Source organism: Pectobacterium sp. F1-1, from assembly GCF_025643735.1.
In the GTDB taxonomy this organism is placed as follows: Bacteria; Pseudomonadota; Gammaproteobacteria; order Enterobacterales; family Enterobacteriaceae; genus Pectobacterium; species Pectobacterium colocasium.
Window position 1 is genome coordinate 1,753,420 of sequence record NZ_CP104733.1, and the last position, 17,411, is coordinate 1,770,830.

The following is a 17,411-nucleotide window of genomic DNA, read 5'->3' on the forward strand; positions in this document are numbered from 1 at the left end:
TGCCGCGCTTTTCAGCTGTAAGCCGTTAATGCTTAGAACGATGTGCGTTTGTAGCTGCGGTACTGCGGCTGCCAGAAGTTGTGCTCAATCGCCTTTTGCAGCGCATCCGACGAGGTCACGACGGCAGCGCCTTGCAGCTGTGCGGCTTTACCCACTTCCAGTGCAATACGTTTGGACACCTGCTGGATATCGGCCAGATCCGGCAGCAGAGCGCCTTCACCGTTATTCGCCAGCGGTGAACAGTCAGCCAGCGCACGGCTGGCGGCCATCAGCATACCATCAGTGATACGCTTGGCGCCTGACGCCAGTACCCCTAACCCGATACCTGGGAAAATATAGGAGTTGTTGCACTGCGCGATAGGGAAGACCTTATCCTGATAGTTAACCGGAGAGAACGGACTACCTGTTGCGACCAGCGCAGCACCTTCCGTCCAGCGAATGATGTCTTCCGGACGGGCTTCCACGCGGGATGTCGGGTTAGACAGCGGCATCACGATAGGACGCGCACAGTGTTTGTGCATTTCACGGATGATTTCTTCCGTGAACAGACCCGGTTGGCCGGATACGCCGATCAGGATGGTTGGCTTGGCATTGCGTACCACTTCCAGCAGGGAAATGGCGTCGCTGTTGCAATCCCAGCCCGCCAGCAGTTCGCTTTTCTGCACCAGCTTGCTTTGGAAATCGAGCAGGTTCGGCAGTTTGTCCGTCAGCAGACCAAAGCGGTCAACCATGAAGACACGTGCACGCGCTTCTTCATCGCTCAGCCCTTCAGATTTCATCTGGGCGATGATTTGTTCAGCGATACCGCAGCCTGCGGAACCGGCGCCCAGGAAGGCCACGGTCTGATCGCGTAACTGTGTGCCTGCTGCACGGCTGGCGGCAATCAGGCTGCCCAGCGCAACCGCCGCGGTACCCTGAATGTCATCGTTAAAGCTACAGATTTCATCGCGATAGCGGTTCAGCAGTGGCGTCGCGTTTTTCTGCGCGAAGTCTTCAAACTGCAACAGCACGTTTGGCCAGCGACGCTTAACAGCCTGGATGAATTCATCAACGAACGCATAGTATTCGTCATCGGTGATACGTGGATGACGCCAGCCCATGTACAGCGGATCGTTCAGGCGCTGCGGGTTGTTGGTGCCGACATCCAGAACCACTGGCAGGGTGTAGGCCGGGCTGATACCGCCACACGCGGTGTACAGAGAAAGTTTACCGATTGGAATCCCCATGCCGCCAATGCCCTGGTCGCCCAGACCCAGAATACGCTCACCGTCGGTCACAACGATGACTTTCACGTTCTGCTTGGTGGCGTTTTGCAGCATATCGTCGATATGTGCGCGGTTAGGGTAGGAGATAAACAGGCCACGGGCGCGACGATAGATATCGGAGAAGTGTTCACAGGCTTCGCCAACGGTTGGGGTGTAGATGATAGGCATCATCTCACTGAGGTGTGCGTCCAACAGGCGGTAGAACAGGGTTTCGTTGGTATCCTGAATGTTGCGTAGGTAAACGTGTTTTTCAATATCGTGTTTGAATTCCTGATACTGACGCCAGGCGCGTTCTGCCTGTTCTTCGATGGTTTCGACGGCTTCAGGCAGCAGACCATGCAGGTTAAAGTTAGCGCGTTCTTCTTCGCTAAATGCGCTGCCTTTATTCAGCAGGGGGAATTCAAGCAAGATTGGACCAGCGTAGGGAATATGGAGAGGACGTTTGCTTTCGTATTCTAATTCCATGGCTTTTTACTCTTCGGATAGCAAAAAAAGAAACTCAGGTGTTGTCGATAAGAAACTGCTGCGAATCTTAAATTACACAGAGAATATGTACAGAAATTGTTAATTAAAATAGTTACAGATGGCTTGCATCTTAGGTGAAATGCAGGCTTTATCGATTCACCTCTCGTTTTTCATCCTTCCCTTTGCTGAAAGTCTGCGCTTACCGCTGTTGCTATTCCTCAATAAAGTGGTGTTCAACATCGGTGCAGCCCAATTCGGCCAGCATAATTTGCGAAATTGCCCAGTGGCTGACAACCGCATTGCGACGTTCAACGACAACGGCATGTTTCACAGTGCATAGATCTTCGCCGGCAAGATTCATCAGATTTAACGCAGCTTGCAGAGGTGGCAGGCTAGGATTGAACGCCGCATTTTCTGCATAGCGGCCGGTATAGGTGTTGCCGCCTGATGTCTCCAACGCAATACCGCTAATGGCTTTGCTATAGGGCGCATGGCTACGGTTGGCGGCATCCAGCGCCTGACGCGCAAGTGCATTCACATTCTGCAAGGTTGCACCGTGGTTGATGTCATCCATCAATAAAGTATCGATGTGCAGATCGACGGGGCCAAAAGAATCCGGCAGATAGTGGCTGAGCACGGCGGGCTGGCGACCCGGTAGTTGTATCCGCAGCGACGCCGCATTGCGCAATTCGTTCATAAACTGGCGGCAGTGTCCGCATGGCGTGTAGTTCACGGTGACGGCTTGTAATCCGCGCTCATTGCGCAGCCAGGCATGGCTGACCGCGCTCTGCTCGGCGTGTACCGTTTGCTGAAGCTGAACGGCGCTGAACTCCATGTTGGCACCAAAGTAGAAATTGCCGCTCAGCCCTTGCGCAATCGCGCCAACCTGAAAATGAGAGATAGGCGCTTGTGCGCAGGCGGCTGCCAGTGGCAATAGCGCAAAGGCTAAGGCATCGGTGTCTAACTTGCTGGCTTCACAGACGGCATTCACCTCGTCTGCGGTTAGCATGGCAGCGAAATCTGCTTTATCGAGCAATGGGCGGATCGCAGCTTGCAGACTGGCAGGTAATTGCTGGAAGGCGTTTTCAAAACGTGGATGCATAGTGGCTTACTCTCTTTACCCGTCAATAACGTCATGTTAGGTAGCAGAGTAGCAATAATTTGTGATCAAAATCTCTTTTTAGGGTGAAATCGCTGCAAATTAACTTCTAAATGCGAGATGTATCTCAATTTTATAGTGGACGATGCGAGATACACACCGTCCCTCTCTGATCTCAACTAACGATGTGCAGCAGTACGGGAAAAACAAACGGCGCAATCAGCGACGTGATGATTCCGCATATGACCAGCGCCAGCGAGCTGAATGCGCCTTCCTGATAATCGACCTCCGCGCAGCGCGCCGTACCGAGGGCATGCGAAGCGGTGCCCATCGACAACCCGCGAGCAGCTTTGGTTTTGATGCCCACACGGTTGAACAGGCTGTGGCCTAATACGGCACCGAGAATACCAACAAAAATGACGCAGACAGCGCTGATAGCCGGAATACCGCCAATAGCGCTGGCGACGGCCATCGCAATTGGGGTGGTGACCGATTTCGGCAGTACGGAGGCGGCGATTTCCGGTGAGGCCCCCATCCATAACGCCACCAGCGTGCCGGAGATAATGGCGGTCAGGCTGCCGATGAAGCACACGCTGATGATCGACTTCCAGCGGGCGCGAATTTGGTGCAGCTGTTCATAAAGCGGGAACGCCAGCGCGACCACCGCCGGTTGCAGTAGATCGTTAAGGACTTTGCTGCCTTGAAAATAGTGCTCATAGGGAATCTTCAACACCAGCAGCAGCGGAATAATAATCGCCATTGACACCAGCAGCGGGTTCAACAGGGAGATCCTGGTCAGCACGGCCAGTTTACGCGCGGCGAAAAAGACAATCAGGGTGAGAGGCAGAGACCACCACAAATAGCTGAACATTATTCGTTATCCTTCGGCGGCGTGCGATCGCCAGCCATGGCGCGTTCACGCTGCATTATCTGGGTACTGAAACCCACAACCAACATCACAATAAAGGTACTGATCAGGCAGGAAACCACGATGGGGCCAAATTGTTGGCTGACCAGATCGTAATAATTCATCACGCCGACGCCGATAGGGACGAACAGCAGCGCCATATGACGAATAAGAAGGTGGCAGCCCGGTTTCACCCACTGCGCGGGCAGGATTTGCGAGGCGAGAAGGGTGAACAAGACCAGCATGCCGATGATACTGCCGGGGATAGTGAACGGAAGTAACGCGGATACCGCATTGCCTGCCAGCAGGCAGAGATAAATCAATGCGAAAGCGCGTAAATACTGCCAGCAAACGATGAACGTATTACGCATGGGAAATTCCTGATTAGCTGAGGGGATTATCATAACGCTAATGGAATTGACGTGCCACAGCTCACGAATCTTGTTGATGAAGGGAAAGGGGCTTGCTTAAAGGATGAACAAGACCGTCCAGACTGAAAATGAAAGGCGTGTCGCGTGGAGTAAATTCGGTTCAGCCCTGCGCCAGAGCGAGTGTCGGGGCTGAACCGGAAGGAATGAAGGCGACGACTGAAGCGTTATTTAACGTCGACACTCCACTTGGTGATATCGATCTGCCCGTCACCGCCAAAGATCTCGGTGCCAAACTCAACGCTGCTGATATATTTTGTATTGCTCATCCAATTCTTGGTTCCCACCAAATAGTTGGTGAAATGGCGAATATTGAGCGATGCACTGTTGGTATTGGAGGTACGGACAAAGGAAAAGACATTCCAGCCTTTACCATTCCCCGCATTGATCCAACCTTTGAATACGTTCCAACTGCTGCCGCCGAGGAATACTGTTTCAATATAATCCCCTGCGGGGCCAGCATTGGTATTATTTAGCCAGATCATTAATTCGTCGGTCGGCGTTGAATCCCAACTGGCTTTATCGGTAGTGTGGAACCATACATCATAAGCGGCATTATAAGTGCCGGTAGATTTGATAGAATAAGTGACATTACTGGTAATACTTTTATTACTGGATAATTTTATCGGCAACCCACTATTTTCCGTATAACCCGCAGTCCAGTGCCAGCCGCTTACCAGCGATGGATAAGCTTTAACGCTGGAACTGCTGCTTGGCCAGTGCCAGTTCCACCCCATACTGGTAGGGCTATTATAGAAAACGGTTTGCTTCCATCCGTTTACTTCATCTTTTCCCCATACGTTATTGAATACATAATATTTATTATTCTCAAAATAGAGTTTATCTGCGTCCTTTGAGGAACTGGCGGCAGAAACCGTTAATGGGGCGAGTAATAAAGCAGATAAGAGTACGGGGAACCATGTGCGGAATGTATGCGATGGACGGGTATTCATAATAAGCATAATAAATCTCCTTTTAATATATGCTCTGGATGCTGCACTCTGAAATTTAGCACGTATTGAGTCAGTGTCTATGGCTGATTAAATATAAACTGTGGTGTGCTTAACAGTTTGTTGTTATTTCATCCGATACCAGAGTAATTCAACGCATCACTCATGAATAAAATGAAAATCTTATTCATTAAATAATTATAAGAGCGGTAATAAATAGTGGTGATACGAAATAAAATAGGAAAAATGATGCTGAGGCGCACGGACGTGTGCGCCTTGAGTTGTCGACTAGTGAAATAACTGTCTATTAGTTAAATAATGGTCGATTAGTTAAATAGCTGTTCGTCACGGATAGCGGAACAGACGGCCTCGGTCAGCTTATGCAGTTCATCAGGCTGAATGATAAACGGTGGCATCAGATAAATGAGCCGGCCAAAGGGACGAATCCAGACGCCGCGCTCGACGAAGAAACGCTGTAGTCGCGCCATATTAACCGGACGCTTTGTTTCCACTACGCCGATAGCGCCCAGCACGCGAACGTTCGCCACCAGCGGAGAATCCGCGCAGGGTTGCAGCGCTTCTCGCAGCTGCCGCTTAATCTGCTGTACCTGCTGCTGCCATCGGTTCTCCGCCAGTAGCGACAGGCTGGCGCTGGCCGCCGCGCACGCAAGCGGATTACCCATAAATGTGGGGCCGTGCATAAAACAGCCTGCTTCGCCGTTACTGATGGTTTCCGCTACCGCTCGGGTAGTCAGCGTGGCTGAGAGCGTCATATAACCGCCGGTCAGCGCTTTGCCCAGACACATAATGTCGGGCGAAATTCCCGCGTGTTCGCAGGCAAACAGTTTGCCGGTGCGGCCAAATCCGGTCGCGATCTCATCGGCAATCAGCAGAATGCCCCATTGGTCGCACAATTTCCGTACCCGACGCAGGTAGGCTGGGTGGTAAAAACGCATTCCGCCAGCGCCCTGCACGATGGGCTCCAGAATCACGGCAGCGACTTCATGCGCGTGCGCTGACAGCATCGCCTGTAGCGGCGCGATCTCGGCTTCCTGCCACTCGTCGGCAAAAGCGCCTGCGTTGATAGCGGCGCAGGGCGGCGCATCGACAAACAGGTGGGTGGGCAGATAGCCCTGATACAGACTGTGCATCGAATTTTGCGGATCGCACACAGACATCGCCCCGAAGGTGTCGCCGTGATAGCCATGACGGAGGGTGAGAAAGCGCTGACGGGACTCACCACGTGCCTGCCAATATTGCAGCGCCATTTTCATCGCCACTTCGACAGCCACTGAACCGGAATCCGCCAGAAAAACACATTCCAGCGCATCCGGCGTGATGTCCACCAGTTGGCGGCACAGCGCTACGGCTGCCGGATGGGTGATGCCGCCGAACATCACGTGCGACATCTGGCTGAGCTGGGTCTGTACCGCCTGATTGATTGCCGGATGATTGTAACCGTGAATCGCCGCCCACCATGATGACATGCCGTCGATCAGGCGACGTCCGTCATCCAGATGAAGTTCGACGCCGCTTGCGGCTACCACCGGATAGCAAGGCAGCGGCTCGGTCATCGAGGTGTAGGGGTGCCAAATATTGCGTTGGTCAAACGTGATGTCTTCCGGGCTCATGATGATCTTTCGTAAACTAAAATGGCTTATATTTGGTTGACAGTATATCGGGTTAATTTACACTGGCGAAACGTTTTTAGTTTGGAGATGCCGAGATGGCTGACCGCATTTACTGGACGCTTGAGCAAGCGCAAGACTTATTTAATAAACCTTTTCTGGAACTGATGTTTGAAGCGCAGCAGGTCCACCGCCAGCATTTTGACCCCCGTCAGGTGCAGGTAAGTACGCTGCTGTCGATAAAAACCGGTGCCTGTCCTGAAGATTGCAAATATTGCCCACAGAGCTCCCGCTATCGTACCGGGATTGACACCGAACGCCTGATGCAGGTTGAACAGGTGCTGGAGTCGGCCCGTCAGGCGAAAGCGGCAGGATCGACGCGTTTTTGTATGGGCGCAGCGTGGAAAAATCCGCACGAGCGCGATATGCCGTATCTGGAACAGATGGTAAAAGGCGTTAAAGAGATGGGGATGGAAACCTGCATGACGCTGGGGACGCTGCATAACGATCAGGCCGAGCGTCTGGCCTCTGCCGGGCTGGATTTCTATAACCATAACCTCGATACCTCGCCGGAGTTTTACGGCAGCATCATCACGACTCGTACCTATCAGGAACGTCTGGATACGCTGGATAAAGTGCGCGGGGCGGGCATTAAAGTCTGTTCCGGCGGTATTGTTGGGCTGGGGGAAACCGTACGCGATCGCGCCGGGCTGTTGGTGCAGTTGGCTAACTTGCCGACGCCGCCGGAAAGCGTGCCGATCAACATGTTGGTTAAGGTGAAAGGAACGCCGCTGGCGGAGAATGAGGATGTTGACCCGTTTGATTTCATCCGTACGATTGCCGTGGCGCGCATCATGATGCCTGCTTCCTATGTGCGTTTGTCGGCCGGACGCGAGCAGATGAGTGAACAAACGCAGGCGATGTGCTTTATGGCCGGCGCGAACTCTATTTTCTACGGCTGTAAGCTGTTAACCACACCCAACCCGAAAGAAGACAAAGATCTGGCGCTGTTCCTCAAATTAGGTTTGAACCCGCAGCAGACGGCGACCGAATACGGGGATAACCAACAGCAGCAGCGGCTGGCAGAACAGCTGATTAATGCCGATAGCGAGCAGTTTTATAATGCTGCGGTATAACGCCCTGCGCGTGTGCCGTCAGGTAAGGCGTGTTGCATCATGAGTTGGCAGCAACGTATTGAAGCCGCGCTGGCACAACGCCAGCGTGATGATGCTTATCGCGTGAGGTTGGCGAATCAAGGCGGCAGCGGGCGCTGGCTGATGCAGGGCGATCGCTGTTATCTGAATTTTTCCAGCAACGACTATCTGGGGCTGAGTCACCACCCGGAGATTGTGCGTGCCTGGCAGCAGGGGGCAGAGCAATACGGCATTGGTAGCGGCGGTTCCGGGCATGTGACGGGGTACACCGATGCCCATGCCATGCTGGAAAGTCAGCTTGCCGACTGGCTGGGCTATCCGCGTGCGCTGCTGTTTATTTCCGGCTATGCCGCGAATCAGGCTGTCGTCGCTGCACTGGCGCAGGCGGAAGACCGTATTTTGGCCGATAAACTCAGCCATGCGTCGCTGCTGGAAGCCGCAGCACAGTCACCTGCTACCTTGCGACGCTTTAAACATAATCAGGCCGATAGCCTGCAAACGCTGCTGGAAAAGTCTGCCGACGGCCAGACGCTAGTCGTGACCGAAGGTGTTTTCAGCATGGATGGCGATACTGCGCCGTTAGCGGCGCTACAGGCTCAGTGCAGAACGCACGATGCCTGGCTGATGGTGGACGATGCACACGGGATTGGCGTGCTGGGTGAGGAAGGTCGTGGGAGCTGCTGGCAGCAAGGCATTAAACCTGAGCTGCTGATTGTCACGTTTGGCAAAGCGTTTGGCGTGAGCGGCGCGGCGGTGCTGTGCGCTGAAGCGCTGGCCGAATACTTCCTGCAATTTGCCCGTCATTTGATTTACAGCACCTCAATGCCCGCGGCGCAGGCCTGTGCGCTGAGCGCGGCACTCCACTGTGTCCGGCAGGGCGATGCGCGGCGTGAGGCACTACGGCGTAACGTTGCGCAGTTCCGCGCGGGCTTTTCCAACTCGTCCTATCAACTGATGGATTCACAGAGCGCGATTCAGCCGCTGATTGTTGGCGAGAACGTACGAGCGCTGGCGCTAACGAACCACCTACGTGAACAGGGCGTGTGGGTTAGCGCCATGCGACCACCGACGGTGCCGCCCGGCAGCGCACGCCTGCGGATTACGTTAACGGCGGAACACCAGCCGGAAGATATCAGCCGCTTGCTTACGGTATTACACCATGCTGACAGAAAACTATAACAAGCAGGCGATTGCGCAGGCGTTTGGGCGTGCGGCAGGGTGCTACGACCGCTTTGCCGAACTGCAACGCACTAGCGGAGAACGCCTGCTGGCGCTGATGCCGTCGCACAGCGGTTTACAGGTATTGGATGCGGGCTGCGGAACTGGGCACTTTAGCCGCCGCTGGCGCCAGGCTGGTAAATCGGTGACTGCACTGGATTTGTCGGCGGACATGCTGGCGTATGCACGTGAGCAGCACGCTGCCGATCGCTATCAGGAAGGGGACATCGAAAACCTGCCGCTGGCGGATTGCTGTGTAGACATCAGCTATAGCAATCTGGCCATACAGTGGTGCGACTCGTTACCGCGTGCGCTGGCAGAGCTGTATCGGGTTACGCGACCGGGGGGCGTGATTGCCTTTGCGACGCTGGCGGACGGCTCCTTAAGCGAACTGTCGCGGGCGTGGCAGCGGCTGGACGGCACACAGCGGACAAATCGCTTTCTGCCACTCTCCGCCATTGACGCGGCTTGTCAGCCTTATCGGCATCATCTGGTACAAGAACGTGAAGTCTGCCTTTTCCCCGATGTATTGGCGTTAATGAAATCGCTGAAGGGAATTGGGGCGACCTGGCTGCACGAAGGGCGAACGCCGGGGCTGTTGAGCCGGGCACGTCTGGCGGCGCTGTCTGCCCACTATCCGCAAGAGCAGGGCGGCTACCCGCTCAGCTATCAACTGGTTTATGGAGTGATTTATCGTGATTGAGCGCTGGTTTGTGACAGGTACGGATACCGAAGTCGGGAAAACGGTCGCGAGTACGGCGCTGCTTCAGGCGGCGAGTCAGGCTGGATACCGTACCGCAGGCTATAAACCTGTGGCGTCTGGCTGTGAAATGACGGCCGATGGCATTCGTAACAGCGATGCGTTGGCGCTTCAGGCCAATAGCCGCGTCCGGTTGGATTATCAGGCGGTGAACCCGCTGGCGTTTATGGAGCCGACCTCGCCGCACATTATCAGTGCGGTGGAGCAGCGGCCTATTCATCTCTCTACGCTATCTACCGGTCTACGGGCATTAGAAACGCAGGCGGATTGGCTGCTGGTCGAAGGCGCGGGCGGATGGTTTACGCCGCTGTCGGCGCAAGAGACGTTCGCCGACTGGGTGGTACAGGAACAGCTTCCCGTGATTTTGGTCGTCGGCATCAAGCTGGGTTGTATTAATCACGCAATGTTGACCGCCCACGCGATTCAACACGCTGGCCTGCGCCTGGCTGGCTGGATCGCAAACGACATCACGCCACCAGGAAAATGGCACCAGCCGTATCTGCAAACGCTGCAACAGCGCCTGCCCGCCCCGATGCTGGGCGAAATTCCTTATGTATCCGATCTTCAACAGCACAATTTGGGGCAATATATTGATATTGGATTATTAGCGGAGTAGTCATTTTTCTACCCCTCGACTGTCTTTAATAATCGCAGTAGGTTTTATTGTTTTTTGCCAGTATCTGTCTCATGAATGTAAAACCTACATTTTCATGCTTATTAATAGCTAAAATCTTCTTGAATTTTCCCCTGAATCCCCGCCATACCTGAATTATTGCGATGTCGTCCTCCTCTTTTTTTAGTCTTTTTACGTCTAATACTTATGCGATAAATCACAGAAAGAGTGTGAAGAAAATCCATATCAGAGGGAATCACGAATGAAGCGGGTATTTCTCTAACTCAGTGCTGATGCGGGGTTGTGGGAGTTATCCACCATTTCTGTGGATAACTATGTGTATTATGGATAGACAACGCGCCCTAACCGAGAGCTGGCGCGGGTTTTCGCCAGGTTGGCGCTATTCTCCACGGTTTTGCTAATCTATTTGTTATCATATGCTTAAGTAAAATCAAGCATCTTAAACATCAACGGTGCGTAGTTGCATAAATTAACGTCACTGCGGATCCCGACATGTTACGTATTTACCCAATCTGGGGATAAATCATGATGATTTTATCTGGTAGATTGAAGATGGATGTGCTAGCAAACTCATTTGTCGATTAATCATCCGATCCAGCGATAATTTTCTTGATGCTGTTTTTATATCCAGTATCATTGCGGTGGCGAATTTCGTCATTGGCATTCAGAATAACATTCCCAGCGTCCACCCACGGCCATCGTCTTGAGCGATGCGTAATAACGACTAATACGTAATTAACGACTAATACGTAATTAACGACTAAGTAGCGTGCTTAACGATGAGTAAAGTATTTACACTGAATTCCGACTTTAAACCGGCAGGCGATCAGCCTGAGGCCATTCGTCGTTTAAAAGAGGGCCTGGAAGACGGGTTAGCGCACCAAACGCTGCTCGGGGTAACTGGTTCAGGTAAGACGTTCACGATCGCCAACGTGATTGCCGACCTCAATCGGCCGACGATGATGCTGGCGCCAAATAAAACGCTGGCCGCTCAGCTGTACGGCGAGATGAAAGAATTCTTTCCCGATAATGCCGTGGAGTACTTCGTCTCGTACTACGACTATTATCAGCCGGAAGCTTATGTCCCCAGTTCCGACACTTTCATCGAAAAGGATGCATCAGTTAACGAACATATCGAACAGATGCGTCTTTCCGCGACAAAAGCGCTGCTGGAGCGGCGTGATGTGATCGTCGTGGCTTCCGTATCCGCTATCTATGGCTTGGGCGATCCCGATCTCTATCTAAAAATGATGCTGCACCTGACGCAGGGGATGCTGATTGACCAACGTGCTATTTTGCGGCGTCTGGCGGAATTGCAATATTCCCGCAACGATCAGGCGTTCCAGCGCGGTACGTTCCGCGTGCGCGGTGAGGTGATCGATATCTTCCCAGCGGAATCTGACGAAATCGCCCTGCGTGTTGAACTGTTCGATGAAGAAGTGGAGCGGCTGTCGCTGTTTGACCCGCTGACAGGGCACGTGCTCCAGACGGTGCCGCGCTATACCATCTACCCGAAAACGCACTATGTCACGCCGCGTGAGCGTATTTTACAGGCGATGGAAGAGATCAAGGTGGAACTGGCCGATCGCAGGAAAATGCTGCTGGCGAATGATAAGTTGGTGGAAGAGCAGCGGCTGAGTCAGCGCACGCAGTTTGACCTGGAGATGATGAACGAGCTGGGCTATTGCTCCGGTATCGAAAACTACTCGCGATTCCTTTCTGGCCGTGGCCCCGGCGAACCGCCGCCGACGCTGTTTGATTATTTGCCAGCGGACGGGCTGCTGGTCATTGATGAATCCCACGTGACCGTGCCGCAGATCGGGGGGATGTATCGCGGTGACCGCGCGCGTAAAGAGACGCTGGTCGAATATGGTTTCCGGCTGCCTTCGGCGCTGGATAACCGTCCGATGAAATTTGAAGAGTTTGAAGCGCTGGCTCCGCAGACGATCTACGTGTCTGCGACGCCGGGTAACTATGAACTGGAAAAATCGGGCGGTGAAGTGATTGATCAGGTGGTGCGTCCTACCGGGTTGCTCGATCCGCTTATTGAAGTTCGGCCTGTTGCGACACAGGTGGACGATCTGCTGTCCGAGATTCGTCAGCGTGCGGCGGTTAACGAACGTGTGCTGGTCACGACGCTGACCAAGCGAATGGCGGAAGACCTGACGGAATACCTGGAAGAACACGGCGAGCGGGTGCGTTATCTGCACTCGGATATTGATACCGTCGAACGTGTCGAAATCATCCGTGATTTACGCCTTGGCGAGTTCGACGTGCTGGTGGGGATCAACCTGTTGCGTGAAGGGCTGGATATGCCTGAAGTATCGCTGGTAGCGATTCTGGATGCCGATAAAGAGGGCTTCCTGCGTTCCGAACGTTCCCTGATCCAGACGATCGGTCGTGCGGCACGTAACCTGCGTGGCAAAGCGATTCTCTACGGTGACAAAATTACGCCATCCATGGCAAAAGCGATTGGTGAAACGGAACGCCGTCGTGAGAAGCAGGAAGCCTACAATACCGAGCACGGGATTGTGCCGCAGGGGCTCAATAAGAAAATTTCCGATATTCTGCAACTGGGGCAGCCGACGAACAGAGGCAAAGGGCGAGGCAACCGTAAAGCAGCAGAATCGGCCGCACCTTATGAGCTGATGACGCCGAAGGCGCTGGAGCTGAAAATTCGCGAACTGGAAAGCAAGATGCTGACACATGCGCAGAATCTTGAATTTGAAGAGGCTGCGGCTTTGCGCGACGAGGTGCAGGCACTACGTGCACAATTTATCGCTGCATCCTAACGATGCAAGCACTCACGGAGGATCAATGATCGACCCTATTATACAGGGTGTTGAAGTGCTGTTTGTGGCAGGTTTCGGGCCGATCGTGAAATCGCTGTCTGCTAGCCATGCGCTCTATGTCGATACGCTGAAGTTACCGCTGAAGCCTGTTGCGGAAGGGAGCGACTATCTGGTGAGCGATGAAATGGGTGGCGTAAAACATTTCGCGCTGTGGCCGCTGTCACAGGCCAGCGAATCCTGCTTCGGGAATGAGAACTGGCCTACGGATCTGCCTGAACCGCAAAGCTGGCTGGAATTTGAAGTGGCGGATATGGCGGAAGCGACTGGTACGCTAAAAGCGCAAGGCTATGTGCTGCTGGTCGAGAATCGCCTTGAACCCTGGGGACAGCAGGTCACGCGTTTTCTGAGTCCCGAAGGGATTCTGATTGGCGTGACTTATACGCCGTGGCTGCGGGATTGAGAACCGAGCAGTTGTAGCGCCCGATCGATAGCCTGGCGCAGTAGCTCACGGTCATGATGGTGAGGCACATCTGCGGCGGCCAGTTCTTGCTGCACGATCAGGCGGTCGCCGATCTGACTGATATCTACTTTCGGACCGACGATCGCCACGTCCACCACCGATTTACCCACTTTGCGTTCAATCCAGGCGAGTTTCTCCGCCAATGTCAGACGGGCGGCGGGATTACTCTGCTCGCTGCCCAGATTGCCGATGTAGACCATCGGTGCGGGCGTGCGCCGGATCGCCTGTGTCAGATCGTCCAGCAGCAGTAGCGGCATCAGGCTGGTCAGGAAACTACCGGGGCCAATCAAAATCAGGTCGGCTTTGGCGATGGCATCAATTGCCTCGCGTGTGGCCTGCACCGTCGGGTACAGCATCAAATCTTGCGGTAAAGCCGCCAGTTGATCGATCTCGACTTCGCCATAAACGGGGTTGCCCTGTTCATCAATCGCCATTAAATCGACCGGATGCTCGGACATCGGAATTAAAAAGGCATCCACCTTGAGCAGGTTGCGAATCAGATTGATGGCTTCCAGCGGGCGCACGCTCAGGTGATCGAGCGCTTTTAGCATCAGATTACCCAGATTGTGTCCGGCAAGTTCACCGTTACCGTTAAACCGATACTCAAACATCGCAGACGCCACGCTGGGCGTAGTAATGAGTTGATTCAGGCAATTGCGGGTATCGCCCCAGGCAATGCCGCCTTCGGAACGCCGGATGCGGCCAGTAGATCCACCGTTATCCGTCGTCGTGACAATGCCGGTTAGCCGTGAACCCAGGGAAGAGAGTGAAGACATCACACGACCTAAGCCGTGTCCGCCTCCTAGTGCGACAACCCTGTCGAGGTCGGCCAACGTGCGATTGCGCATAGAGAACCTTATGAATGAGCCAGAGAAATATGAACTACGTGTGACAATCGTCGCTAAGGTAGCTGATTTCAGCTTAAAACGCGAAAAATCCTCACACGCGCATGACCTGAGACAATTTTCGTCGCGCATTTTTCCGTATGCTGTGCATCATAAGGTATTGAATATTCGTTATGTATTTAATTATATACCGATTTTGAGAGTGGTTGACTGTGCTTTTTCGCAGTAGACTATTCAATGAAATCACGATTCTTTATCGGCGGTTTTGTCGTTGTCTGACGGATAACCGATAGGAATCAAACTCCTAGCCTTGGTGCCTAAGTGATGCGCGTCGTGCGCGTGATACGGTGCCCTGGCCGTGGCCTTCGCGGTCACCAGGGTGCGAGGTAGAAATGCCTGCATCTCCCGTATTTGGAAAGGTGTTTATGGTGAGTCAACTGACTGATGCGTTTGCGCGCAAGTTCTACTATTTGCGTCTGTCTATCACAGACGTCTGCAATTTTCGTTGTACCTACTGTCTGCCGGATGGCTATCAGGCCAATGGCACCAATCCGCATCGCTTTTTGTCACTTGATGAAATTCGTCGCGTCAGCCGCGCTTTTGCCGAATTGGGGACGGAAAAAGTCCGCCTGACTGGCGGTGAACCGTCTCTGCGTCGTGACTTTGTCGATATCATCGGCGCAATCCGCGAAAATCCTGCAATTAGCACGCTGGCAGTGACCACCAACGGCTACCGTCTTGCGCGGGATGTCGCGCGGTGGCGTGATGCTGGGCTAACGGCGCTGAACGTTAGCGTGGACAGTCTGGATGCACGCCAGTTTCATGCGATTACCGGGCAGGATAAATTCCGCCAGGTGATGGACGGCATTGATGCCGCCTTTGAGTGCGGCTTCGCCAAGGTTAAAGTCAACACGGTGCTGATGCGCGATGTGAACGCAGGTAGCCTGCAAACCTTTCTCGACTGGATTAAGCATCGCCCGATTCAACTACGCTTTATTGAACTGATGGAAACGGGAGAAGGGGGCGATATGTTTCGTCGTCACCATGTTTCCGGTGAGGTCATTCGCCAGCAATTGCTGCAACAAGGTTGGCAGCAGCAGCAGCGTGCTCGCAGTGATGGCCCGGCGCAGGTGTTTTGCCACCCAGACTATCAGGGCGAGATCGGGCTGATTATGCCGTATGAGAAAGATTTCTGCCTGAGCTGCAACCGTCTGCGAGTTTCTGCCGTGGGGAATCTTCATCTGTGCCTCTTTGGCGAACAGGGGATTCCACTGCGCGATTTACTGGCTGACGATCGCCATCTCGATGATTTGAAAATGCGCATTTCGGGCGGGCTGCTGGCGAAGAAACAGACCCATTTCCTGCATGAAGGGAATAGCGGCATCACGCAAAACCTGTCATTTATCGGCGGTTAATCCGCGACATCACTGATTCTTAAAGGAGCCTGACATGAGCAAAGTCAGCAGCGAATTCGTTTCTCTCAACCTTGCGGTACTGACCGTTTCCGAGCGCCGCACGGCGGAAGATGACACCTCCGGCGACTATCTGCGTGAAGCGGCGCAGTCAGCAGGGCATCGTATTGTCGAGAGTGCCATTGTGAAAGAGAACCTGTACCAGATTCGGGCACGGATCTCGGCGTGGATTGCCAGTGACAACGTGCAGGGCATTCTGATTAACGGTGGAACGGGCTTTACCGCAGGGGACGTGGTTCCGGAAGCCATTGGCGTGTTGTTCGATCGGGAAATTGAAGGTTTCGGCGAGCTGTTCCGCATGGTGTCGTATGAAGATATTGGTACGGCGACGCTGCAATCCCGTGCGCTTGCCGGTCTGGCGAATCAGACGGTGATTTTCGCGATGCCGGGGTCGACACGCGCCTGTCGAACCGCATGGGAACGCATCATTCAGGAACAGCTGGATGCGCGCCAGAAGCCGTGCAATTTTTACCCGCACTTGAAAAAATCCTCTTAACGATAAGTCTTATTCACTATGTCATCCTCTAAATCCATGGCGCCATCCTCTACGCCACCGTTGACCCACATTAACGCCGCAGGCGAAGCTGCAATGGTGGATGTTTCCGCCAAAGCGGAAACCGTGCGTGAAGCCCGCGCGGAAGCCTTTGTTGAAATGGCACCGCAGACGCTGGCGATGATTATTGCCGGTAGCCATCACAAGGGGGACGTGTTCGCCACCGCACGCATTGCCGGCATTCAGGCCGCGAAACGCACCTGGGAACTGATTCCGCTTTGTCACCCGCTGTTGCTGAGTAAGGTGGCTGTCGAGCTGGAAGCACAGCCGGAGCACAATCGGGTACGTATTGAATCCCTCTGTCGCCTGACGGGGAAAACGGGCGTGGAGATGGAAGCGCTGACGGCAGCCTCTGTCGCCGCGCTGACCATCTATGACATGTGCAAGGCCGTGCAGAAAGATATGGTGATTGGTCCGGTGCGCCTGCTAGCGAAAAGCGGCGGCAAATCCGGCGATTTTACGGCGGAGGGCGCATGATTAAGGTGCTGTTTTTTGCGCAAGTGCGCGAACTGATTGAGACAGACAGCCTGTCGCTGCCTGCTGAGTATGCCACCGTAGAAGACGTGCGACAGGCGCTGTGCCAGCGCGGTGCGCGCTGGGCGCTGGCGCTGGAATCGGGCAAACTGCTAGCTGCGGTTAATCAGTCGCTGGTTGAGTTGACTCATTCGCTACAGGACGGCGATGAAGTGGCGTTTTTCCCTCCGGTAACAGGGGGCTGATC

At 53.9% G+C, this 17,411-nt stretch carries 17 protein-coding genes and 1 riboswitch; of the genes, 10 read left to right on the top strand and 7 right to left on the bottom strand.

Going from position 1 to position 17,411, the window contains the following annotated elements; genetic code table 11:
• Positions 1-32: 32 nt before the first annotated feature.
• The 6 genes from NAL19_RS07670 to bioA form a co-directional block, all read right to left on the bottom strand.
• Entirely contained in the window at positions 33-1,730 is a 1,698-nt protein-coding gene (locus NAL19_RS07670) for an NAD-dependent malic enzyme (RefSeq protein ID WP_263059311.1), read from the bottom strand.
• 211 nt (positions 1,731-1,941) lie between these two features.
• Positions 1,942-2,832 carry a cytidine deaminase gene (gene cdd, locus NAL19_RS07675; RefSeq protein ID WP_263059312.1) on the bottom strand — a complete coding sequence of 297 codons (891 nt, stop codon included), beginning with the start codon at positions 2,830-2,832 and terminating at the stop codon, positions 1,942-1,944.
• A 172-nt stretch (positions 2,833-3,004) separates the two neighbouring features.
• Positions 3,005-3,700, bottom strand: a complete 696-nt coding sequence (locus NAL19_RS07680) for a CidB/LrgB family autolysis modulator (protein ID WP_263059313.1) — start codon at positions 3,698-3,700, stop codon at positions 3,005-3,007.
• The gene (locus NAL19_RS07685) at positions 3,700-4,107 is read right to left on the bottom strand and encodes a CidA/LrgA family protein (RefSeq protein WP_015839768.1); all 408 of its coding nucleotides are present in this window, start codon (positions 4,105-4,107) and stop codon (positions 3,700-3,702) included. Before NAL19_RS07685 ends, NAL19_RS07680 begins: the two co-directional genes overlap by 1 nt.
• A 224-nt stretch (positions 4,108-4,331) precedes the next feature.
• Complete coding sequence (locus NAL19_RS07690; protein ID WP_263059314.1) at positions 4,332-5,126, bottom strand: GH12 family glycosyl hydrolase domain-containing protein; 795 nt, start codon at positions 5,124-5,126, stop codon at positions 4,332-4,334.
• 314 nt (positions 5,127-5,440) lie between these two features.
• Complete coding sequence (bioA, locus tag NAL19_RS07695; protein ID WP_263059315.1) at positions 5,441-6,745, bottom strand: adenosylmethionine--8-amino-7-oxononanoate transaminase; 1,305 nt, start codon at positions 6,743-6,745, stop codon at positions 5,441-5,443.
• Positions 6,746-6,840: 95 nt separating this feature from the next.
• Between bioA and bioB the strand changes: the two genes are divergently transcribed.
• The 6 genes from bioB to NAL19_RS07725 all read left to right on the top strand — a co-directional run bounded on the left by bioB (position 6,841) and on the right by NAL19_RS07725 (position 13,760).
• A complete protein-coding gene (bioB, locus tag NAL19_RS07700) occupies positions 6,841-7,878 on the top strand; it encodes a biotin synthase BioB (RefSeq protein ID WP_263059316.1) in 1,038 nt (345 codons plus the stop codon).
• 39 nt (positions 7,879-7,917) lie between these two features.
• Positions 7,918-9,075 carry an 8-amino-7-oxononanoate synthase gene (gene bioF, locus NAL19_RS07705; protein ID WP_263059317.1) on the top strand — a complete coding sequence of 386 codons (1,158 nt, stop codon included), beginning with the start codon at positions 7,918-7,920 and terminating at the stop codon, positions 9,073-9,075.
• Entirely contained in the window at positions 9,056-9,817 is a 762-nt protein-coding gene (gene bioC / locus NAL19_RS07710; RefSeq protein WP_263059318.1) for a malonyl-ACP O-methyltransferase BioC, read from the top strand. The genes bioF and bioC overlap by 20 nt, the downstream gene beginning before the upstream one ends.
• Positions 9,810-10,490 carry a dethiobiotin synthase gene (bioD, locus tag NAL19_RS07715; RefSeq protein WP_263059319.1) on the top strand — a complete coding sequence of 227 codons (681 nt, stop codon included), beginning with the start codon at positions 9,810-9,812 and terminating at the stop codon, positions 10,488-10,490. The genes bioC and bioD overlap by 8 nt, the downstream gene beginning before the upstream one ends.
• Before the next feature lie 797 nt (positions 10,491-11,287).
• A complete protein-coding gene (gene uvrB / locus NAL19_RS07720) occupies positions 11,288-13,300 on the top strand; it encodes an excinuclease ABC subunit UvrB (protein WP_225087681.1) in 2,013 nt (670 codons plus the stop codon).
• Positions 13,301-13,328: 28 nt separating this feature from the next.
• Complete coding sequence (locus NAL19_RS07725; protein ID WP_263059681.1) at positions 13,329-13,760, top strand: glyoxalase; 432 nt, start codon at positions 13,329-13,331, stop codon at positions 13,758-13,760.
• On the opposite strand, the gene yvcK is transcribed toward NAL19_RS07725, so the two are convergent.
• Positions 13,736-14,668 carry a uridine diphosphate-N-acetylglucosamine-binding protein YvcK gene (yvcK, locus tag NAL19_RS07730; RefSeq protein WP_263059320.1) on the bottom strand — a complete coding sequence of 311 codons (933 nt, stop codon included), beginning with the start codon at positions 14,666-14,668 and terminating at the stop codon, positions 13,736-13,738. The genes NAL19_RS07725 and yvcK overlap by 25 nt on opposite strands.
• A gap of 286 nt (positions 14,669-14,954) precedes the next feature.
• Positions 14,955-15,103: riboswitch (molybdenum cofactor riboswitch) on the top strand.
• Here yvcK and moaA point away from each other — a divergent pair.
• The 4 genes from moaA (at position 15,091) to moaD (ending at position 17,409) form a co-directional block, all read left to right on the top strand.
• On the top strand, positions 15,091-16,080 hold the full coding sequence (gene moaA / locus NAL19_RS07735; protein ID WP_225087683.1) for a GTP 3',8-cyclase MoaA: 990 nt from the start codon (positions 15,091-15,093) through the stop codon (positions 16,078-16,080). Its footprint overlaps the riboswitch before it by 13 nt.
• 34 nt (positions 16,081-16,114) lie before the next feature.
• Positions 16,115-16,633, top strand: coding sequence for a molybdenum cofactor biosynthesis protein B (gene moaB / locus NAL19_RS07740; RefSeq protein WP_263059321.1), 519 nt, complete (start codon positions 16,115-16,117; stop codon positions 16,631-16,633).
• 18 nt (positions 16,634-16,651) lie between these two features.
• Complete coding sequence (moaC, locus tag NAL19_RS07745; protein ID WP_263059322.1) at positions 16,652-17,167, top strand: cyclic pyranopterin monophosphate synthase MoaC; 516 nt, start codon at positions 16,652-16,654, stop codon at positions 17,165-17,167.
• Entirely contained in the window at positions 17,164-17,409 is a 246-nt protein-coding gene (gene moaD, locus NAL19_RS07750; RefSeq protein ID WP_263059323.1) for a molybdopterin synthase sulfur carrier subunit, read from the top strand. Before moaC ends, moaD begins: the two co-directional genes overlap by 4 nt.
• The last annotated feature ends 2 nt before the right edge of the window (positions 17,410-17,411 follow it).

Bases quoted from the DNA above. Each gene is read 5' to 3' on its own strand.
- NAL19_RS07670 (WP_263059311.1), bottom strand. From the start codon at position 1,730: ATGGAATTAGAATACGAAAGCAAACGTCCTCTCCATATTCCCTACGCT.
- cdd (WP_263059312.1), bottom strand. From the start codon at position 2,832: ATGCATCCACGTTTTGAAAACGCCTTCCAGCAATTACCTGCCAGTCTG.
- NAL19_RS07680 (WP_263059313.1), bottom strand. From the start codon at position 3,700: ATGTTCAGCTATTTGTGGTGGTCTCTGCCTCTCACCCTGATTGTCTTT.
- NAL19_RS07685 (WP_015839768.1), bottom strand. From the start codon at position 4,107: ATGCGTAATACGTTCATCGTTTGCTGGCAGTATTTACGCGCTTTCGCA.
- NAL19_RS07690 (WP_263059314.1), bottom strand. From the start codon at position 5,126: ATGCTTATTATGAATACCCGTCCATCGCATACATTCCGCACATGGTTC.
- bioA (WP_263059315.1), bottom strand. From the start codon at position 6,745: ATGAGCCCGGAAGACATCACGTTTGACCAACGCAATATTTGGCACCCC.
- bioB (WP_263059316.1), top strand. From the start codon at position 6,841: ATGGCTGACCGCATTTACTGGACGCTTGAGCAAGCGCAAGACTTATTT.
- bioF (WP_263059317.1), top strand. From the start codon at position 7,918: ATGAGTTGGCAGCAACGTATTGAAGCCGCGCTGGCACAACGCCAGCGT.
- bioC (WP_263059318.1), top strand. From the start codon at position 9,056: ATGCTGACAGAAAACTATAACAAGCAGGCGATTGCGCAGGCGTTTGGG.
- uvrB (WP_225087681.1), top strand. From the start codon at position 11,288: ATGAGTAAAGTATTTACACTGAATTCCGACTTTAAACCGGCAGGCGAT.
- yvcK (WP_263059320.1), bottom strand. From the start codon at position 14,668: ATGCGCAATCGCACGTTGGCCGACCTCGACAGGGTTGTCGCACTAGGA.
- moaA (WP_225087683.1), top strand. From the start codon at position 15,091: ATGGTGAGTCAACTGACTGATGCGTTTGCGCGCAAGTTCTACTATTTG.
- moaB (WP_263059321.1), top strand. From the start codon at position 16,115: ATGAGCAAAGTCAGCAGCGAATTCGTTTCTCTCAACCTTGCGGTACTG.
- moaC (WP_263059322.1), top strand. From the start codon at position 16,652: ATGTCATCCTCTAAATCCATGGCGCCATCCTCTACGCCACCGTTGACC.
- moaD (WP_263059323.1), top strand. From the start codon at position 17,164: ATGATTAAGGTGCTGTTTTTTGCGCAAGTGCGCGAACTGATTGAGACA.